Origin of the sequence: Arthrobacter pityocampae, from assembly GCF_002927275.1 — a bacterium.
In the GTDB taxonomy this organism is placed as follows: Bacteria; Actinomycetota; Actinomycetes; order Actinomycetales; family Micrococcaceae; genus Arthrobacter_D; species Arthrobacter_D pityocampae.
The window spans coordinates 305,224-321,063 of record NZ_PRKW01000001.1 but is presented as its reverse complement, the minus strand read 5'-3'; the positions used below and the strand labels follow the sequence as shown (position 1 = coordinate 321,063).

Below are 15,840 nucleotides of genomic sequence, written 5' to 3'. Positions count from 1 at the left end.
GGGTGGAGCCGTCTCACCCTGCGGACGGATTGTTGCCGTCAGAGGCGCTTTCCTACGCTGGGATCATGACTGACGCACCCCGCAGTATCGACCTCGCCGTCATCCCCGGAGACGGGATCGGACCCGAAGTGACCGCCGAGGCCGTCAAGGTGCTGCGCGCGGTGCTCGGCAGCGCCGTCGAGCTCGCCCTCACCGAGTACCCGCTCGGTGCCGAGCACTGGCTGGCCACGGGGGAGACGCTGCCGGAGGCCACCCTCGGGCGGCTCCGGGGCCACGACGCCATCCTCTTCGGAGCGGTGGGCGCTGCCCCCGGAGACACCCGCATCCCCTCCGGACTGATCGAGCGCGAGCTCCTGCTGAGACTGCGGTTCTCCCTCGACCACTTCGTCAACCTGCGGCCCTCCCGGCTCTACCCGGGCGTGCCCGGTCCCCTCGCGGATCCCGGGGTGATCGACTTCGTCGTCGTCCGCGAGGGGACCGAGGGCCCCTACACCGGCAACGGCGGGACACTGCGCGGAGGGACACCCCACGAGGTGGCCACCGAGGTGTCCCTCAACACCGCGCACGGCGTCGAGCGGGTGGTGCGGGACGCCTTCCGGCGGGCCGCCGCGCGCCGGAAGAAGCTGACGCTCGTACACAAGCACAACGTCCTCGTGTACGCGGGCCACCTGTGGAAGCGCACCGTCGAGGCCGTCGCCGCCGAGTTCCCGGAGGTGACCCACGACTACCTGCACGTGGACGCCGCGATGATCTTCCTCGTGACGGACCCGTCGCGCTTCGACGTGATCGTCACCGACAACCTCTTCGGGGACATCGTGACCGACTTGGCGGCCGCCGTGACCGGGGGCATCGGGCTGGCCGCGTCGGCGAACCTCAACATGGACCGCACCGCGCCGTCCATGTTCGAACCCGTGCACGGCTCGGCACCGGACATCGCGGGCCGGCAGCTCGCCGACCCCACCGCCGCGATCCTCTCCGCGGCGCTGCTCCTGCAGCACCTCGGCCTGGGCGACCACGCGGCCCGGATCGAGCGGGCCGTCGAGGAGGACATCGCCGGGCGCTCGGGTGCCCGGAGCACCTCCGCCGTCGGCGATGCTATTGCAGCAGCCGTGTCCTAAGGTGGTTACACATCATTAACCCAGTGCCGGAGCACTGACCACCGACGGACGACGGCGGCCGAGCCGCGTGCAGTCCGTTCCAGCGCGGAGGAACCATGACAGCCGATACCCAGTTCGCCCAGCACCTGTCGACGCAGCGGGCGTCGGCCGAGGAACGGGAGGCGGTGCTGGCGAACCCCGGCTTCGGCAACTTCTTCACCGACCACACCGCGATCGTCGACTTCAGCGTCGACCCGTCGGGCGTCGGCGGCTGGCACGACGCCCGCGTGGAGCCCTACGGGCCGATCGCGCTGGACCCCGCGGCCGGCGTCCTGCACTACGGGCAGGAGATCTTCGAGGGCATGAAGGCCTACCGCCACGCCGACGGCTCGGTGTGGACGTTCCGCGCGGACGCGAACGCGGCGCGCCTGAACCGCTCCGCGATCCGCCTCGCGCTGCCCCAGCTGCCGGAGGAACTCTTCCTCGAATCCCTCCGCCAGCTCGTCGCGGCGGACCAGGAGTGGATCCCGTCCGGCGACGGCGAGAGCCTCTACCTGCGGCCCTTCATGATCGCCACCGAGGCGTTCCTCGGCGTCCGGCCCGCACGTGAGGTGTCCTACCGCGTGATCGCCTCGCCCGCCGGGAACTACTTCGGCGGCGAGGTGAAGCCGGTGGATATCTGGGTGTCCCGCAACTACGCGAGGGCAGGACGTGGAGGCACCGGGGCGGCGAAGGCCGGCGGCAACTACGCCTCCTCGCTCGCCGCGCAGCTCGAGGCGGAGGCGCACGGCTGCAAGCAGGTGCTTTTCCTCGACCAGTTCAACGACAACGCCGTCGAGGAACTCGGCGGCATGAACGTCTTCTTCGTGTTCCGGGACGGATCGATCGTCACCCCGGCCCTCTCCGGCACCATCCTCGAGGGCATCACGCGGTCCTCCATCATCCAGCTCGGCCGCGACCGCGGGCTGGAGGTCACGGAGCGCAAGATCACGCTGGACGAGTGGCGCGACGGCGTCGCCAGCGGTGAGATCACGGAGGTGTTCGCGTGCGGGACGGCCGCGGTCATCACGCCCATCGGACGCCTGCGCGACGGCGACGAGTTCATCGGCGCCGAGGGCGCCGCCCCCGGCGAGCTGACCATGTCCATCCGCAGCGAGCTGCTCGGTATCCAGACCGGCGTCGTCGAGGACACGCACGGCTGGCTCACGCGCTTGGTCTGACCCCGGGCAGGCACCCGTCGGCGTCCGTCCCACTCCGCGAGGGGTGGACGGGCGCCGTCCCTGTTCCGGGTCCCGTCAGCGCGTCAGAACGACGGCGCCCGCTCAGGCCCCTCGGCACCCTCGTCCACCCGCAGGTGCCGCGTGGTGGCGAGCAGCGCCGTCGCCTCGTCCGCGGGCATCGGACGGCTGAAGTAGTAGCCCTGGCCGCTGGCGCACCCCATGGCCCTCAGCTGGTCGGCCTGCTCCCGGGTCTCGATGCCCTCGAAGACGGCTTCGAGGCCGGCGGCGCGGATGAGCTGCAGGATGGCCGCGACGAAGTCGAGCTGGCCGGTCCTCGTGTTGAGTTCGACGAGGAGCGACCGGTCCACCTTGACCATGCTGACCGGCAGCTCCCGCAGGTAGCTGATGGAGGAGTAGCCCGTCCCGAAGTCGTCAATCTCGATCCCGACACCGAGCTGCTTGAGGCTGAGCAGCGAGTACATCTCGACCTCCCCGCGCGTCACGATCGCCGTCTCCGTGATCTCCACCACGAGGCTGTGCGCCGGGACGTCGAGTTCCCGCAGCAGCCCCCGGATGTGGTCGACGAGGTCCAGCTGCTTGAGTTCGACGGCGGAGAGGTTGACGCGCAGCTGGAAGTCGTCGTCGAGCGGGAGGTCCTTCCGCCAGGCGGCCAGCTGGCGCAGGGATGCGGACATCACCCAGCGGTCGAGATCGTGTATAACGCCGATCTCCTCGGCGAGCGGGATGAAGGTGTCCGGCGGGATCAGCCCGCGCAGGGGGTGCTGCCACCGCACCAGGACCTCGACGCCGAGGATCCGGTTGGTGGCGAGCTCGACCACGGGCTGGTAGTGCAGTACGAGCTGGTCGGAGCTGATGGCGTCCCGGAGTTCGGTGGCCATCTGGCTGCGGAGCTGCCGCGAGTACAGCATCACCGGTTCGAAGACCTTGATGATGTTGCGGCCCTCCCGTTTGGCCGCGTACATCGCCGTGTCGGCGTCCAGGAGGAGCTCGTCCGGCGTCTGGCCGAGGGTGCCGAGACGCACCCCGATGCTCGCCCGCGAATGGATGTACAGCGAGTCGAGGTGGATCTGCTCGCCCAGTGCGTCGAGCGCGCGGCGGGCCACCTGCATGGCGATCTCGAGGGTGGCGCCCGGGAGCAGGATGGCGAACTCGTCGCCGCCGAGCCGTGCCACGAGGTCGCTCTCGCGCACGACGCCGAGAAGGCGGGTGGCCACCTCCCGGAGGACGCGGTCGCCGGCGTCGTGGCCGAAGCGGTCGTTGACGTTCTTGAAGCTGTCGAGGTCGAGGAGCAGGAGGGCCGGTGGCTCCGTGTCCTCGGCTGCCGCCTGGTTGAGCGCCTCCTCGATGCCGTCCATGAGGGCCACCCGGTTGGCGAGGCCGGTCAGGGCATCGGACATGGCCATCTTCATCATGTCGAGGTGCGCCTGGCGGAGCATGGCCGTGCGGCTCTCGACGCGCTTCTCGAACTGCTCGTAGACCTGCTCGAGTTCCTCGGCCAGCAGGTTCACGCCGGTGATCACGGCGTCCACCTCGTCCCGGGCGCTGGAGGGTTCTATGCGGCTGCTCAGTTCTCCGCGCGACAGCCGGACGATGCTCTCGACGAGCATCGCGAGGCGTGGATCCTTCTGGTCGGCGCTCATCGGTCCCAGAGTACATTCCGCGGGGTGTGGGATCCGGTGAAGAGCCCCTCCGGCGGCGCGTTGTGGCGCGTGTGCGGGATTTTCCGACCCGGGTGTGGATGGCAGGGCAGCGGCATCAGGGGGCCGGGCATGAAGGAACCCCGACCGGGATGGGAGTAATGGGGGAAAACGCCCGACCCGATCGGGGCCTGTTCACTAGCCTACTCCAGTGCGGCCGAAAAGCATGCATACGCATCGGAAAAAGTTCTGCTTGACGGCGGGAGGTCTGGCGGGTTCGCGGTCAGCCCCCGATGGACGCGATGAGGGCACGTGCGTTCGACGCCCTATCCTCAGCTCCCGACTGTAGGAAGAGGTCCTCGCTGGCTTTGAAGTTTTCGATTGCTTCCTGCTCCATACCCTGAGTGGATAGTGCCTCTCCCAGGAGGAAGTAGGCCTGTGCCGCCATATGAGTGGCGAGCAGGTGCTTTTTCTCAATGATGTCGGTCAGCGGGCGCGTAGCGGCGACAAATTGTCCGGTTAGCACGAGCCACTGTGCTCGAGTCAAGCTCAGTTCAACGCTGTCCCGCTCGGATCTTCCGACAATCGAGCTTGCGAGTTCCGCCCGCTCGATGCATTCGAGGGTTTGCGGTTCGATTACGCCTGCAGTGAGTCGGAGCGATGCCGATGCGCGATTGAAGCGGGCCCATAGATCGAGGTCGTTGGTCGGCGAGAGCGTCCTGGCGGCCAGGTCGTGATACCGAACTCCATCATCAATCCGTCCGAGGAGAAAAGCGACATTGCCGATTGCCCAGTAGGACTGGCCTGCGTAGGTGCTTTCAGGTTGGGAGACCAGCAATTCGGCCATGATCAGGCATTCCTGCCAGGCGACCTCGAGTTGGTCACTGTCAGCGAGCGCAGCGATGAGGGTGTTGCGGGCATCAATCTCCACACCAAACTCATCCGGGAGACTGGAAGCGTCCTGCACGGCTATTTCGGCCATGGTGACGGCGAGTGCGAGATTTCCACATCCCTGATGCGCGAGAGAGGTCAAGGTCGAGACCCGAGCGTGAAGCGCTTTCGATTCCGCGGTGACAGGGTCTTCAGCAAGCTGCGTGGCAGCGGCAAGTGACTCGTGCATGAGACCTCGTTTACGCAGTGCTTCTGACACGAAGAACGTCGCGTTCCACCAGCCCAGATGATCTCCCTCATTGAGGGCCGCAATCGCGAGCTCCTCGGCCAAGGCCTGGGCTCCAGCGTAGTCTCGCTGAGTCCAGGCCTCTCGCGCTCGCAGTTCGAGCAGGAGCCGCCGGCCAGCAGATTCATCGTGTGACATGTGCCCTTTCAGTTTCTGCAGCAGTATCTGGTCTCATTATTCGGGGTGTGGAGACTGATGACCACCCAGTCGGAAGTACTCAAAGATATTTTGAAAAAGGTGTTACCAAAGTGGTTGGAGTGGCTTACGATAATTCACGGACCGCTCATGGTATGAGGCGGTTGCTCCATCATTCTCGACATAAGCCCGAAGGAAGTTCACTATGAAGCGCCTCACCTCTGCATTCCTCCTCGCAACCCTCCTGATCACCGGAAGCGCAGCAGCGGCAAGTGCCGCTCCGGCTAAGCCCGGTGTTGTTGCCCCCGTCTCTTCGCTTGACCGCGTCAACAACTGGCCGCTCTAGCTTCTTAGCAGCGGCCATCCTGCTTCAGCGCTGCGCTCTGGCGTACTAATCCGGCAGTGATACCGCGGGCACCCTCTTCCTGGGGAGGGAGTGCCCGCGATATCTCGTTAAGGGCGACCCACTGCCCCGTTGCATGCCCGCCAGCGATGCCCGAGGGCTCGCGCTAGGCTTGGCGGCATGCGAATCGCACGCTTTGTCGTAAATGATGACCCAATGTTCGGCGTTGTGGAAGGAGTGGAGGGCAGCGAGGAAGTCGCCGTCATCCAGGGTGACCCCTTCTACGCCGGCATCCAGCTGACCGGCGCACGCCACGCCCTCGAGGACGTCCGCCTCCTGGCGCCCGTCATTCCGCGCAGCAAGGTGGTCGGCGTCGGCCGGAACTACGCGGACCACATCCAGGAGATGGGGAGCGAGACGCCGGCAGCCCCGCTCATGTTCCTCAAGCCCAACACCTCCGTGATCGGCCCGGGGGACCCCATCATGCTGCCGTCCTTCTCGGATCAGATCTCCTACGAGGCGGAGCTCGCCGTGGTGATCGGCCGCATCTGCAAGGACGTCCCGCTGGAGCGCGTCGACGACGTCGTCTTCGGCTACACCTGCGCCAACGACCTCACGGCTCGCGACGTCCAGAAGACCGACGACCAGTGGGCGCGCGCCAAGGGCTTCGACACGTCCTGCCCCATCGGTCCCTGGATCGAGACGGACCTGGACCCGGAGAATCTCACGGTCCGGGGAAGCCTCGACGGCGACCTCCGCCAGGACGGCTCCACGAGCGACATGATCTGGGGCGTCCGCGAACTCGTCGCCTACGTTTCGCAGGCCTTCACCCTGCTGCCGGGGGACATCATCCTCACGGGCACGCCGGCCGGGGTCGGCATGATCACCGACGGCCAGCGGTACGACGTCGACATCGAAGGCATCGGGCGCCTGTCCAATCCGGCGCGTCGCTGACGCCCGTCCGCCGTCGGGCCTCTGCAGCCCGGGTCCGACGGCGCTCGGCCGCCCCGGTGGTCCCACCTAGACTGGGACCATCATGACTACTGCCGCTGAGTTCCCCACCGTCACCGATGCCACGCCCGTCCGGGTCCGATTCTGCCCGTCGCCGACGGGCACCCCCCACGTCGGGCTGATCCGCACCGCGCTGTTCAACTGGGCGTACGCCCGTCACACCGGCGGCAAGCTCGTCTTTCGCATCGAGGACACCGATGCCGCCCGCGACAGCGAGGAGAGCTACCAGCAGCTCCTCGAGGCCATGACCTGGCTGGGCATCGACTGGGACGAGGGCGTCGAGGTGGGCGGGCCGCATGCACCCTACCGCCAGTCCCAGCGCGGGGACCTGTACCGGGACGTCATCGACCGCCTCGTCGGAGCGGGCCACCTCTACGAGTCCTTCTCGACGCCGGAGGAGGTGGAGGAGCGCCACCGCGCGGCCGGACGCGACGTGAAGCTCGGCTACGACAACCACGACCGCACGCTCACCGAGGAGCAGAAGGACGCCTTCCGGTCGGCCGGACGCCCCGCGGTGCTGCGCCTGCGGATGCCCGACGAGGACATCACGTTCACGGACCTCGTCCGCGGGGAGATCACGTTCCGCGCCGGCAGCGTCCCCGACTTCGCCGTCGTCCGGGCCAACGGCGCGCCCCTCTATACGCTCGTGAACCCCGTCGACGATGCCCTCATGGGCATTACGCACGTGCTGCGCGGCGAGGACCTGCTGTCCTCCACGCCCCGCCAGGTGGCGCTCTACCGCGCGTTGATCGACATCGGGGTGGCCCAGTACATGCCGCTGTTCGGTCACCTGCCCTACGTGATGGGCCAGGGGAACAAGAAGCTGTCCAAGCGGGATCCCGAGTCGAACCTCTTCCTGCACCGCGAGCGTGGCTTCATCCGCGAGGGCTTGCTCAACTATCTGTCGCTGCTGGGCTGGAGCCTGTCGGCGGACCAGGACATCTTCTCGGTGGAGGAGCTCGTCCGGCAGTTCGACGTGCACGACGTGCTCGCCAACCCCGCCCGGTTCGACCTCAAGAAGGCCGAGGCCATCAACGGCACCCACGTGCGGCTGCTGGACCCGGCCGAGTTCCGGTCCCGCCTGCTGCCGTACCTCGCCGCGGCCGGCCTCATCGGCGCCGATCCCACCGAGGAGGACCTGCGCCTCGTCGCCGAGGCCGCCCCGCTCATCCAGGAGCGCATCACGCTGCTGGGTGAGGCCCCGGAGATGCTCGGTTTCCTGTTCAAGGCCGACGACGCCGTGGACATCGCCGACGATGCCCGCAAGGGACTGCCCGAGAACCTCGGTGAGGTGCTCGACGCCGCCCTGGCCGCCCTCGAGGGCTGTCCCACGTGGGACGCCGAGGCGCTGCAGGCCGCCCTGCGGGCCGCGCTGGTGGACACGCTCGGCCTCAAGCCGAGGCTCGCCTTCGGGCCGGTGCGGACCGCGATCTCCGGCCGCAGGGTGTCCCCGCCGCTGTTCGAGTCCATGGTGATCCTCGGGCGGGAGTCCTCGATCGCCCGTGTCCGGGCGCTGCGCGCCACGGCCGCCTGATGGCCGGTCGGGGCGCGGCCGGCTCCGCGCCGGGCGGGCAGGGGACGCCGGTCGTGGCGGACGGCGCCGTCGACGGCGTGCTGTTCGACATCGACGACACCCTCGTGGACCTCGAGGGGGCCATGGGGCACACGCTGCGGGCCATCCCGGACCCGTCCCTTGACCACCTCAGCGACGACGACTGGGCGCGGTACAAGGCCCTGTACACCACGGACCCGCAGCGGCACTACGACCGGTTCCTGGCCGGGGACGTGACCTTCGAGGAGCAGCGGGTGCACCGGGTCCGGCACGCACGGGCCGCGTTCACCGCGGACCCGTTCGTGGGGCACCTCGCGGAGGCCTGGGTGCGCGCCTACGAGCAGACCCTGCCCCTGCACTTCCGTGCGTACGACGACGTCGGGCCGCTCCTGGACGAACTGGACGCCCGGGGCGTCCCGTACGGCGCGGTCAGCAACAACGTGCACGACTACCAGCGGGCCAAGCTCGACCACGCCGGCCTGCAGCGCATCGCGACGCTGGTCGGCATCGACACCGTGGGTGTCGCCAAGCCGGATCCGGCGATCTACCACGAGGGCGCCCGGCTGCTCGGGACCGCGCCAGCTCGGACGCTGTATGTCGGCGACAACCGGCTGATCGACGCCGTCGGCGCGCGGTCCGCCGGGCTGGTCGGCGTGTGGCTCGATCGCGCAGGCACGGGTCAGGGGGTGGGCACCGACGGCGGCTCGGCGTCCGACATCGGGCACGCCCCGGACGTGCCGTGCATCGGGGACCTGTGGCCCGTTTTGCAGTTCCTGCCTTCCGTCCGGTAAAGTTATTTCTCGGCGCGGAGCAGTTATGCGACCGGGGTCCGGCACGATCAGGGCTCCGAAAAGCGCCATTGGGGTATGGTGTAATTGGCAACACACTGGTTTCTGGTACCAACATTCTAGGTTCGAGTCCTGGTACCCCAGCGCACTTCGGCCCCTCGGGGCGGGATGGCAAAAGCACGCAGCAACATGAAGTAGGATGGAAAAGTACTGGCCCCATCGTATAGCGGCCTAGTACGCTGCCCTCTCACGGCGGTAACGCGGGTTCGAATCCCGCTGGGGTCACACACAGCCCGCAAGGGCATAGTCCGTCAGGACACCGGAAAGCTCCGGACATCACCACGATGTCCGGGGCTTTTCTGGTTTCGGGAAGGAGTGGGGACCTCCCGGGCGCGTGAGCGGTGGACTGGCATGATGGTTTCATGAGTGCACCTTCCCTGGTCGGCGAAGCCCGCGGGTTCTCCCCGCTGCTGCGCGAAGTGCGTGAGGCGCTGGACAGCCTCGCCTTCCCGCTGGAGCTTCCCGGATCGAACGAGGCGCGGGAATCCGCCGCGGCCGCCCGCGCGCAGCTCACCGACTACATCCTGCCCCGCCTCGCCAGTCTCGATGCCCCGCTCGTCGCCGTCGTCGGCGGATCCACGGGGGCCGGGAAGTCCACCCTCGTCAATGCCCTCGTGGGGCGTCCCGTCTCCGTCACCGGCGCCGTGCGACCCACCACGCGCCAGCCGCTCCTGCTCCACCACCCGGACGACGGCGCATGGTTCGACGACGCGCGGGTCCTGCCCACGCTCAGCCGGGTCCGCCTCGCGGCCGACGACAGGGCCGACGACAGGGCCGACGACAGGGCCGACGACACCGCCGACGCAGCGGCCATCGGCTCGCCGCTGCCGGGCGCACCCGCCGCACTCCACCAGGCGGCGGGACCGGACACGCTGCTCCTCCGTCCGACGTCGAGCCTCCCGCCCGGGCTGGCGCTCCTCGACGCGCCCGACGTGGACTCCATCGCGGACGAGAACCGGCGGCTCGCCGGCCAGCTGCTCGCGGCGGCGGATCTCTGGATCTTCGTGACCACCGCCAACCGCTACGCGGACGCCGTCCCCTGGAAGCTGCTCGCCGAGGCGGGACGCCGGGACGTCCTCGTCGCCGTCGTGCTGGACCGCGTGCCCGCCGGGGTGGAGGAGGAGATCCGGGGCGATCTGCTGACGCTGCTGTCGGCCGAGAACCTCGGGCATGCGCCCATCTTCGTGGTCCCGGAGGTGACGCTCGGGCCGTCGCGGATGCTGCCCGCGGACGCCGTCGAGCCGATCACCCGGTGGCTGCAGGCACTCGCGGCCGATGCCGACGGGCGGCGTGACATCGCCCGCCGGACGGTCAGCGGTGCGATGCGCGCGCTGGCCGGGCGGATCGACGCCATCGCCGACGCCGCCGACCAGGAGCAGTCCGCCGCCGACGCCCTGCAGGCGGCGATGGAGGGCGCCTACGCGGATGCCCTGGCGGACGTCCTCGCGGCGACCGAGGACGGCAAGCTGCTGCGCGGGGAGGTCCTGGCCCGCTGGCAGGACTTCGTCGGCACCGGCGAGTTCATGCGCAGCCTCGAGACGAGGATCGGACGGGCACGCGACCGCGTCACGGCGTTCTTCACCGGCCGACCTGCCCCCGCCGCGACCGTCGCCGAGGCCATCGGCAGCGGGCTGCAGACGGTGATCGTCGAGCAGGCCGCCCGCGCGGACGAGACGACACGCCGCAGATGGCGCGCCGACCCCGCGGGCAGGGTGCTGCTTCAGGACGTCCCGGTCTGGGACGCCGACGCCGTCTCGGCCGAGGTAGCCCGTGAGATCCGCGAATGGCAGCAGGACATCCTGCTGCTCGTTCAGGCCGAGGGAGCGGACAAGCGGTTCACGGCACGCATGCTCTCCTTCGGCGTCAACGGTGTCGCCGTCGCCCTGATGGTGGTGGTCTTCGCCTCGACGGGAGGGCTCACCGGCGGGGAGATCGGCATCGCCGGCGCATCGGCGGTCGCCGGCCAGAAGCTCCTCGAGGCGGTCTTCGGGGACGACGCCGTGCGCCGTCTGGCCGCGACGGCCCGCAAGAACCTGTACCAGCGCGTCGAGGCGCTGCTCCGCCGCGACCGCGAGCCCTACCGGCAGTGCCTGCGCCCCCTCGGGCTGCAGACCTCGGCCGAGGCGCTCACCGTCCTCGCGAGCCGCCTCCGCACGGCGCTGCCGGCGGAACCGACGGCGGACGAGGCATGAACCGCACCGGGCAGGACACCACGCAACCGGGCGCCGCGTCCTCGCTGTCCGAGGTGCTCGCGCATCTGCAGGACGCCCACGAACTCGGCGCGGACCGGCTCCCGCCGGAGGACCTCGAGCGGCTCCGCCGGACGCTGGAGCGCGCAGGCCGGCGCCGCGCCCTGTCCGCGGACCATACGGTGGTGGGCATCTTCGGCCCCACCGGCAGCGGCAAGTCCTCGCTCGTGAACGCGCTGAGCGGCACCGGCGCTGCGCGGGTGGCGGTGCGCCGCCCGACGACGTCGGAACCGCTCGCCCTCGTGTGGGGCAGCAGCGGAAGCGACGAGCTGCTCGACTGGCTGGAGGTCCGGCAGCGCGTCGCCCTGCCCGAGGGGGCCCCGCTCGTCGGAGGGGGATCTGTCCGGGAGCCGCGCCTGCTGGAAGCCGTGACGCCCGGGGGAGGGCGTCCCGGTGTCGGCTCGCAGGAGGCTCTTCTCGGCCTCGAAGGCCTCGAAGGCCACCGCGGGGGTGTCGCACCGGACGCCCCGACGGCGGGGATCGAGGACGCACCCGGGAACGGCGCGGCAGCATCCCCTGATCCCGACGCGGGCGACCGCGCCGAGCGCCGCGGGTTCTTCCGTCGGCGCCGGAAGGCCCCGGCACCCACGACCGGCCGGGAGGTCGCCCCCCGGGTGCTGTCTGCCACGCCCTCCACCGCCGGGCTGATCCTCCTGGACCTGCCCGACTTCGATTCCACCGCGGAGGCGCACCGGGAGACCGTCGAGCGGCTCGCCGGGCAGGTCGACGTGCTGCTCTGGGTGGTCGACCCCCAGAAGTACGCCGACGCGGCGCTCCACCACGGCTTCCTCCGGGAGCTCGCGACGCACGAGGCCGTGATCCTCGTCGCCCTCAACCAGGCGGACCGCCTCGACCCGCAGGACCTGGAGGCCGTGCTGTCCTCGCTCGCCGGGATCCTCGCCGAGGAGGGACTGCCGGGCGTCGACGTCGTCCCGGTGTCCGCGCGGACCGGCCAGGGGGTCGGCGAGCTCGCCGCCGCCGTCAGGGAGCTCGCCGAGAGCCGCGCCGCGGCGATGCGCAGGGTCGCGGCCGACGCCGAACGGGCGGCGGGCGACCTCCTCCCGTACGCGGGGGAGCGCACCGCCGGCCCGTCCGCCGCCGCGCGGGCGGCCCTCGCCGACGAGCTGGGCGTGGCGGCGGGTGTCCCCGTGGTGGTGAATGCCGTCCGCACCGCCTACCGGCGGGACGTGCACGCGACCACGGGCTGGCCGGTGACGCGCTGGCTCGCCGGACTCCGCCCGGATCCGCTGCGCCGACTGAACCTGCGCCGGCAGGACCTCGTCCCCGAGCTCCGCCGGTCCTCGCTTCCCGTCGGGGACCCGGCACAGCAGGCGCGGGCGGGCCAGGCCCTGCGGGTCTTCGGGGACGCCGCGGCCGCCGGTCTCCGCGAGCCGTGGCGCACCTCCGTCCGGGATGCTGCCCGGAACACCTCCTCCGACCTCACCGATGCCCTCGATGCGGCGGTCACCGGCACCGACCTCGAGACCGGGCGGAGCAGGTGGTGGGGCATCTTCGGCGTCCTGCAGTGGATCGCGTTCGCAGCCCTCGTCGCAGGACTCGCCTGGCTCGGACTCCTGGCAGGGCTCGCCTTCCTGCAGCTGCCCGCCCTCGAGGTGCCGCGGGTGGAGGGCTTCCCGCTGCCCACGCTGCTGATCCTCGGCGGCCTGGCGGCCGGCGTCCTGCTGGGGGCCGTCGCGGGCCTGCTCGCGCGCTGGCGGGCGGGGAGACGGGCCGCAAGGGTGCGCCGGAGGCTGCTGGCGGCGTGCTCACGCGTGGCGGACGACGTCGTCCTGCGGCCCGTCCTGGCCGAGGTGGAACGCTGCAACGCCTTCAGCGCCGCGGTGCGGGCGGCCTCGCAGCGCGGCTGACAAGCACCCCCGGGTTCCGCGCCCGCTACCGCGACAGCCGTTTCGAGGCCGCGAAGAAGGCGACCTTGCCGATCAGGAGCAGCGCGCCGAGATCCACCAGCATCTGCACCGACAGGAGCGCCCGGGTCAGGCCGGTCCGGGGCGTGATGTCCCCGAAGCCCACCGTGGCGAACGTGGACGTCGTGAAGTACAGGGCGTCCATCCTGCTGAGCGGTTCGCTGAAGGACGCCGGGTCCGACACCGAGATGGAGAGGTAGAGCAGCGCGAACAGGCACAGCAGGACGAGGATCAGTTCGACGACCGCCTCGCCTGCCCGGATCTGCGGGAGCCGCGCCTTCATGATCATCCGCAGCTCCAGGAACATGACGGCGAGGAAGACCAGCACCACGACGATCAGGCGGATCCAAGCGCCTACGGGGTTCGCCTCGTTGAACCCGCCCACAGGGACGAGGAAATACGTCGCCAGGAGAATTGTGCAGAAAGCAATAAGTTGTATGACCATTCTCAGGACGGCACGACGTCGGACCTTCTTGTCGAGATCCCGAATGAACGAGGGGCTGCTCTGCCCGGCGCTTTTGTCGTCCATGCGTCCATGGTATTCGGCGCTTTCGCGCGCCCGCGCCGTCCTTCGCGGGTGACGGCGCGATCAGGACCTTCGGCCCTTTGGCCTGCGGCGGCGGGTCATCAGACTTGTCCTATCGGAGCCGCACCGGTCCGTCCTCGCGGCGCATTCCAAATTCTGACAGGAGTAGACAGATGGAATTCTGGGAAAACATTTGGAACGTCATATGGGCGACCTTCGCGATCATGGTGTTCTTCGCCTATTTGATCGTCCTCTTCCAGGTCATCGTCGATATCTTCCGCGATCGCGAGCTCTCGGGTTGGTTGAAGACGCTCTGGATCCTGGGCTTGGTCTTCCTTCCGTTCATCACACTCGTGGTCTATCTCCTGGCCCGTGGACGCGGCATGGCGGATCGCGAGCTGGCCAGCCGGCAGGCGGCCCAGGAGTCCATGGACAATTACGTCCGCAGCGTGGCCGCCCCGACGACGTCGGCGGAGGAGATCGCGAAGGCGAAGGAACTGCTCGAGGCCGGCACCATCACAGAGCCCGAGTTCGTCAGGATCAAGGAGCACGCACTGGCCTCTGCCAGCTGAGAACACGAGCGATCCCGTCCCCGGGCAGGTCCCCGAGGGCGGGATCCCTCTGTGTCCGGGAGGGTCCGTCCGACGAAGGCAGCCCCGGGCGACGTCAGGAAGGGCGCGCCGCGATCCGGGCGGTCGGGCTGTGGCCCGAGCAGACCCAGTCCACCGACCCCGCACGGATGCGCTCGTCGAGGAGCCGGACGGTCTGTGCGGCGACCGCCCGGTCGTCGATGAGGGGTGCATAGAAGTCCTGGACCGACCCGTCGGCCGACACCCTGGCCGCATCGCCCGTGAACAGGACCCCGCGCCACTGGTAGGCGTAGTGGCCCGGCGTGTGCCCCGGGGTCGGGAAGTACGCGAGCCCGGGAAAGATCTCGCCGGAGCCGGAGAGCTCGCGGACGTCCGCCGGGAGCCGGACGCGGATGATCCGCCGCAGCACCCGCCGAAGCAGGGTCTTCGGCCGGATGCGTCCGCGCAGCACGTCGGCGTCGGCGGAACCGATCCAGACGCTCGCGCCGAGCGTCTCCTGGAGGCGCCGTGCCGCCTGGGCGTGGTCGGGGTCGTAGTGGGTGAGGACGATGTCCGTGATCGGGCCCGTCGTCGCCTCGTCGGCCCGCAGTTCGGCGAGAACGCCGTCGAACCCCGACGCCAGGCCCGGGTCGATCAGGGCGGCCCGGCCGGCGCCGGCCACCACGAAGCCGTGGGAGCCCTTCTGCTGCTCGAGCTGATGACAGTCCTGGGCGATGAGGCGCATCAGTCGGACGCCTTCGCCACGGCGAGGGTCAGCTGGCGTGCCGCATCCGAGACGACCTCCGCGTGGATGCGGCCCGGCTGACGGGTGAGGCGTTCCATCGGCCCGGAGATGGACACGGCGGCGATCACGCGGCCCGACGGCCCGCGGACCGGCGCCGAGACGGAGGCGACGCCGTTCTCCCGTTCGCCGAGGCTCTGTGCCCACCCGCGGCGCCGCACGCCGGCCAGCACGGTCGGCGTGAAGCGGGCGTCCTGCAGGCCCTTGAGCAGGCGGTCGTGGTCCTCCCAGGCCAGGAGGCACTGGGCGGCCGAGCCGGCCTTCATGGACAGCTGGGTGCCGACCGGGATGGTGTCCCGCAGTCCCACGGGACGCTCGGCGGAGGCCACGCAGACGCGCCACTCGCCCTGCCGGCGGAACAGCTGGGCACTCTCGCCCGTGGCGTCCCGCAGACCGAGCAGCACCGGCCCCGCCGAGGCGATCAGGCGGTCCTCGCCGGCGGCGGAGGCCAGCTCCACGAGCCGGCTGCCGAGCACGAAGCGACCCTGCATGTCCCGTCCCACCAACCGGTGGTGGGCCAGCGCGAGGGCGAGCCGGTGGACGGTCGGTCGGGCGAGTCCGGTCGAGGCCACGAGCTGGGCGAGGGTGGTGGGCCCTGCCTCGAGGGCGTCGAGCACGAGGGCGGCCTTGTCGATGACTCCGACGCCGCTAGAATTGTCCATAGGATGATATTGCCGTCTCATAATCTGAGACGCAAGCGGTCGTGCTGGCACTCGTCGGCGGGCACT

General features: G+C 69.9%; 13 protein-coding genes and 2 tRNA genes. 10 read left to right on the top strand and 5 right to left on the bottom strand.

Annotated elements, in window-relative coordinates; genetic code table 11:
* Positions 1–65: 65 nt before the first annotated feature.
* Positions 66–1,118: a 3-isopropylmalate dehydrogenase gene (locus tag C4K88_RS01580; RefSeq protein ID WP_104119873.1), complete on the top strand. Its 1,053-nt coding sequence runs from the start codon at positions 66–68 to the stop codon at positions 1,116–1,118.
* 95 nt (positions 1,119–1,213) lie between these two features.
* Entirely contained in the window at positions 1,214–2,317 is a 1,104-nt protein-coding gene (locus C4K88_RS01575; RefSeq protein ID WP_104119872.1) for a branched-chain amino acid aminotransferase, read from the top strand.
* 83 nt (positions 2,318–2,400) lie between these two features.
* Here C4K88_RS01575 and C4K88_RS01570 read toward each other — a convergent pair whose 3' ends face one another.
* Both C4K88_RS01570 and C4K88_RS01565 read right to left on the bottom strand, forming a co-directional pair.
* Complete coding sequence (locus C4K88_RS01570; RefSeq protein WP_104119871.1) at positions 2,401–3,978, bottom strand: putative bifunctional diguanylate cyclase/phosphodiesterase; 1,578 nt, start codon at positions 3,976–3,978, stop codon at positions 2,401–2,403.
* Positions 3,979–4,258: 280 nt separating this feature from the next.
* Entirely contained in the window at positions 4,259–5,197 is a 939-nt protein-coding gene (locus tag C4K88_RS01565; RefSeq protein WP_146065579.1) for a hypothetical protein, read from the bottom strand.
* A gap of 613 nt (positions 5,198–5,810) precedes the next feature.
* Here C4K88_RS01565 and C4K88_RS01560 point away from each other — a divergent pair.
* The 7 genes from C4K88_RS01560 to C4K88_RS17505 all read left to right on the top strand — a co-directional run bounded on the left by C4K88_RS01560 (position 5,811) and on the right by C4K88_RS17505 (position 13,158).
* Complete coding sequence (locus C4K88_RS01560; RefSeq protein WP_104119869.1) at positions 5,811–6,584, top strand: fumarylacetoacetate hydrolase family protein; 774 nt, start codon at positions 5,811–5,813, stop codon at positions 6,582–6,584.
* 82 nt (positions 6,585–6,666) lie between these two features.
* Positions 6,667–8,175 carry a glutamate--tRNA ligase gene (gene gltX, locus C4K88_RS01555; protein ID WP_104119868.1) on the top strand — a complete coding sequence of 503 codons (1,509 nt, stop codon included), beginning with the start codon at positions 6,667–6,669 and terminating at the stop codon, positions 8,173–8,175.
* Positions 8,175–8,984 (top strand): HAD family hydrolase, encoded by an 810-nt coding sequence (locus C4K88_RS01550; protein WP_104119867.1) that lies wholly within the window; start codon positions 8,175–8,177, stop codon positions 8,982–8,984. The genes gltX and C4K88_RS01550 overlap by 1 nt, the downstream gene beginning before the upstream one ends.
* 69 nt (positions 8,985–9,053) lie before the next feature.
* Positions 9,054–9,125, top strand: a tRNA-Gln gene (locus tag C4K88_RS01545).
* Between the two features lie 68 nt (positions 9,126–9,193).
* Positions 9,194–9,266 (top strand) — tRNA-Glu (locus C4K88_RS01540).
* A 137-nt stretch (positions 9,267–9,403) separates the two neighbouring features.
* Complete coding sequence (locus C4K88_RS01535; RefSeq protein ID WP_104119866.1) at positions 9,404–11,233, top strand: dynamin family protein; 1,830 nt, start codon at positions 9,404–9,406, stop codon at positions 11,231–11,233.
* Complete coding sequence (locus C4K88_RS17505) at positions 11,230–13,158, top strand: GTPase (RefSeq protein ID WP_174705195.1); 1,929 nt, start codon at positions 11,230–11,232, stop codon at positions 13,156–13,158. The genes C4K88_RS01535 and C4K88_RS17505 overlap by 4 nt, the downstream gene beginning before the upstream one ends.
* 25 nt (positions 13,159–13,183) lie before the next feature.
* On the opposite strand, the gene C4K88_RS01525 is transcribed toward C4K88_RS17505, so the two are convergent.
* Positions 13,184–13,744: a potassium channel family protein gene (locus C4K88_RS01525; protein ID WP_104119865.1), complete on the bottom strand. Its 561-nt coding sequence runs from the start codon at positions 13,742–13,744 to the stop codon at positions 13,184–13,186.
* A 170-nt stretch (positions 13,745–13,914) separates the two neighbouring features.
* Here C4K88_RS01525 and C4K88_RS01520 point away from each other — a divergent pair, with 170 nt between their 5' ends.
* Positions 13,915–14,313 carry a PLDc N-terminal domain-containing protein gene (locus tag C4K88_RS01520; RefSeq protein WP_104119864.1) on the top strand — a complete coding sequence of 133 codons (399 nt, stop codon included), beginning with the start codon at positions 13,915–13,917 and terminating at the stop codon, positions 14,311–14,313.
* A 94-nt stretch (positions 14,314–14,407) separates the two neighbouring features.
* Here the strand turns inward: C4K88_RS01520 and C4K88_RS01515 are convergent, their stop codons facing one another.
* Together C4K88_RS01515 and C4K88_RS01510 are read right to left on the bottom strand one after the other, a co-directional pair.
* The gene (locus C4K88_RS01515) at positions 14,408–15,055 is read right to left on the bottom strand and encodes an MBL fold metallo-hydrolase (protein WP_104119863.1); all 648 of its coding nucleotides are present in this window, start codon (positions 15,053–15,055) and stop codon (positions 14,408–14,410) included.
* Positions 15,055–15,774 carry an IclR family transcriptional regulator gene (locus tag C4K88_RS01510; protein WP_104119862.1) on the bottom strand — a complete coding sequence of 240 codons (720 nt, stop codon included), beginning with the start codon at positions 15,772–15,774 and terminating at the stop codon, positions 15,055–15,057. The genes C4K88_RS01515 and C4K88_RS01510 overlap by 1 nt, the downstream gene beginning before the upstream one ends.
* Positions 15,775–15,840: the final 66 nt, after the last annotated feature.

Bases quoted from the DNA above. Each gene is read 5' to 3' on its own strand.
- C4K88_RS01580 (WP_104119873.1), top strand. From the start codon at position 66: ATGACTGACGCACCCCGCAGTATCGACCTCGCCGTCATCCCCGGAGAC.
- C4K88_RS01575 (WP_104119872.1), top strand. From the start codon at position 1,214: ATGACAGCCGATACCCAGTTCGCCCAGCACCTGTCGACGCAGCGGGCG.
- C4K88_RS01570 (WP_104119871.1), bottom strand. From the start codon at position 3,978: ATGAGCGCCGACCAGAAGGATCCACGCCTCGCGATGCTCGTCGAGAGC.
- C4K88_RS01560 (WP_104119869.1), top strand. From the start codon at position 5,811: ATGCGAATCGCACGCTTTGTCGTAAATGATGACCCAATGTTCGGCGTT.
- gltX (WP_104119868.1), top strand. From the start codon at position 6,667: ATGACTACTGCCGCTGAGTTCCCCACCGTCACCGATGCCACGCCCGTC.
- C4K88_RS01550 (WP_104119867.1), top strand. From the start codon at position 8,175: ATGGCCGGTCGGGGCGCGGCCGGCTCCGCGCCGGGCGGGCAGGGGACG.
- C4K88_RS01535 (WP_104119866.1), top strand. From the start codon at position 9,404: ATGAGTGCACCTTCCCTGGTCGGCGAAGCCCGCGGGTTCTCCCCGCTG.
- C4K88_RS17505 (WP_174705195.1), top strand. From the start codon at position 11,230: ATGAACCGCACCGGGCAGGACACCACGCAACCGGGCGCCGCGTCCTCG.
- C4K88_RS01525 (WP_104119865.1), bottom strand. From the start codon at position 13,744: ATGGACGACAAAAGCGCCGGGCAGAGCAGCCCCTCGTTCATTCGGGAT.
- C4K88_RS01520 (WP_104119864.1), top strand. From the start codon at position 13,915: ATGGAATTCTGGGAAAACATTTGGAACGTCATATGGGCGACCTTCGCG.
- C4K88_RS01515 (WP_104119863.1), bottom strand. From the start codon at position 15,055: ATGCGCCTCATCGCCCAGGACTGTCATCAGCTCGAGCAGCAGAAGGGC.
- C4K88_RS01510 (WP_104119862.1), bottom strand. From the start codon at position 15,774: ATGGACAATTCTAGCGGCGTCGGAGTCATCGACAAGGCCGCCCTCGTG.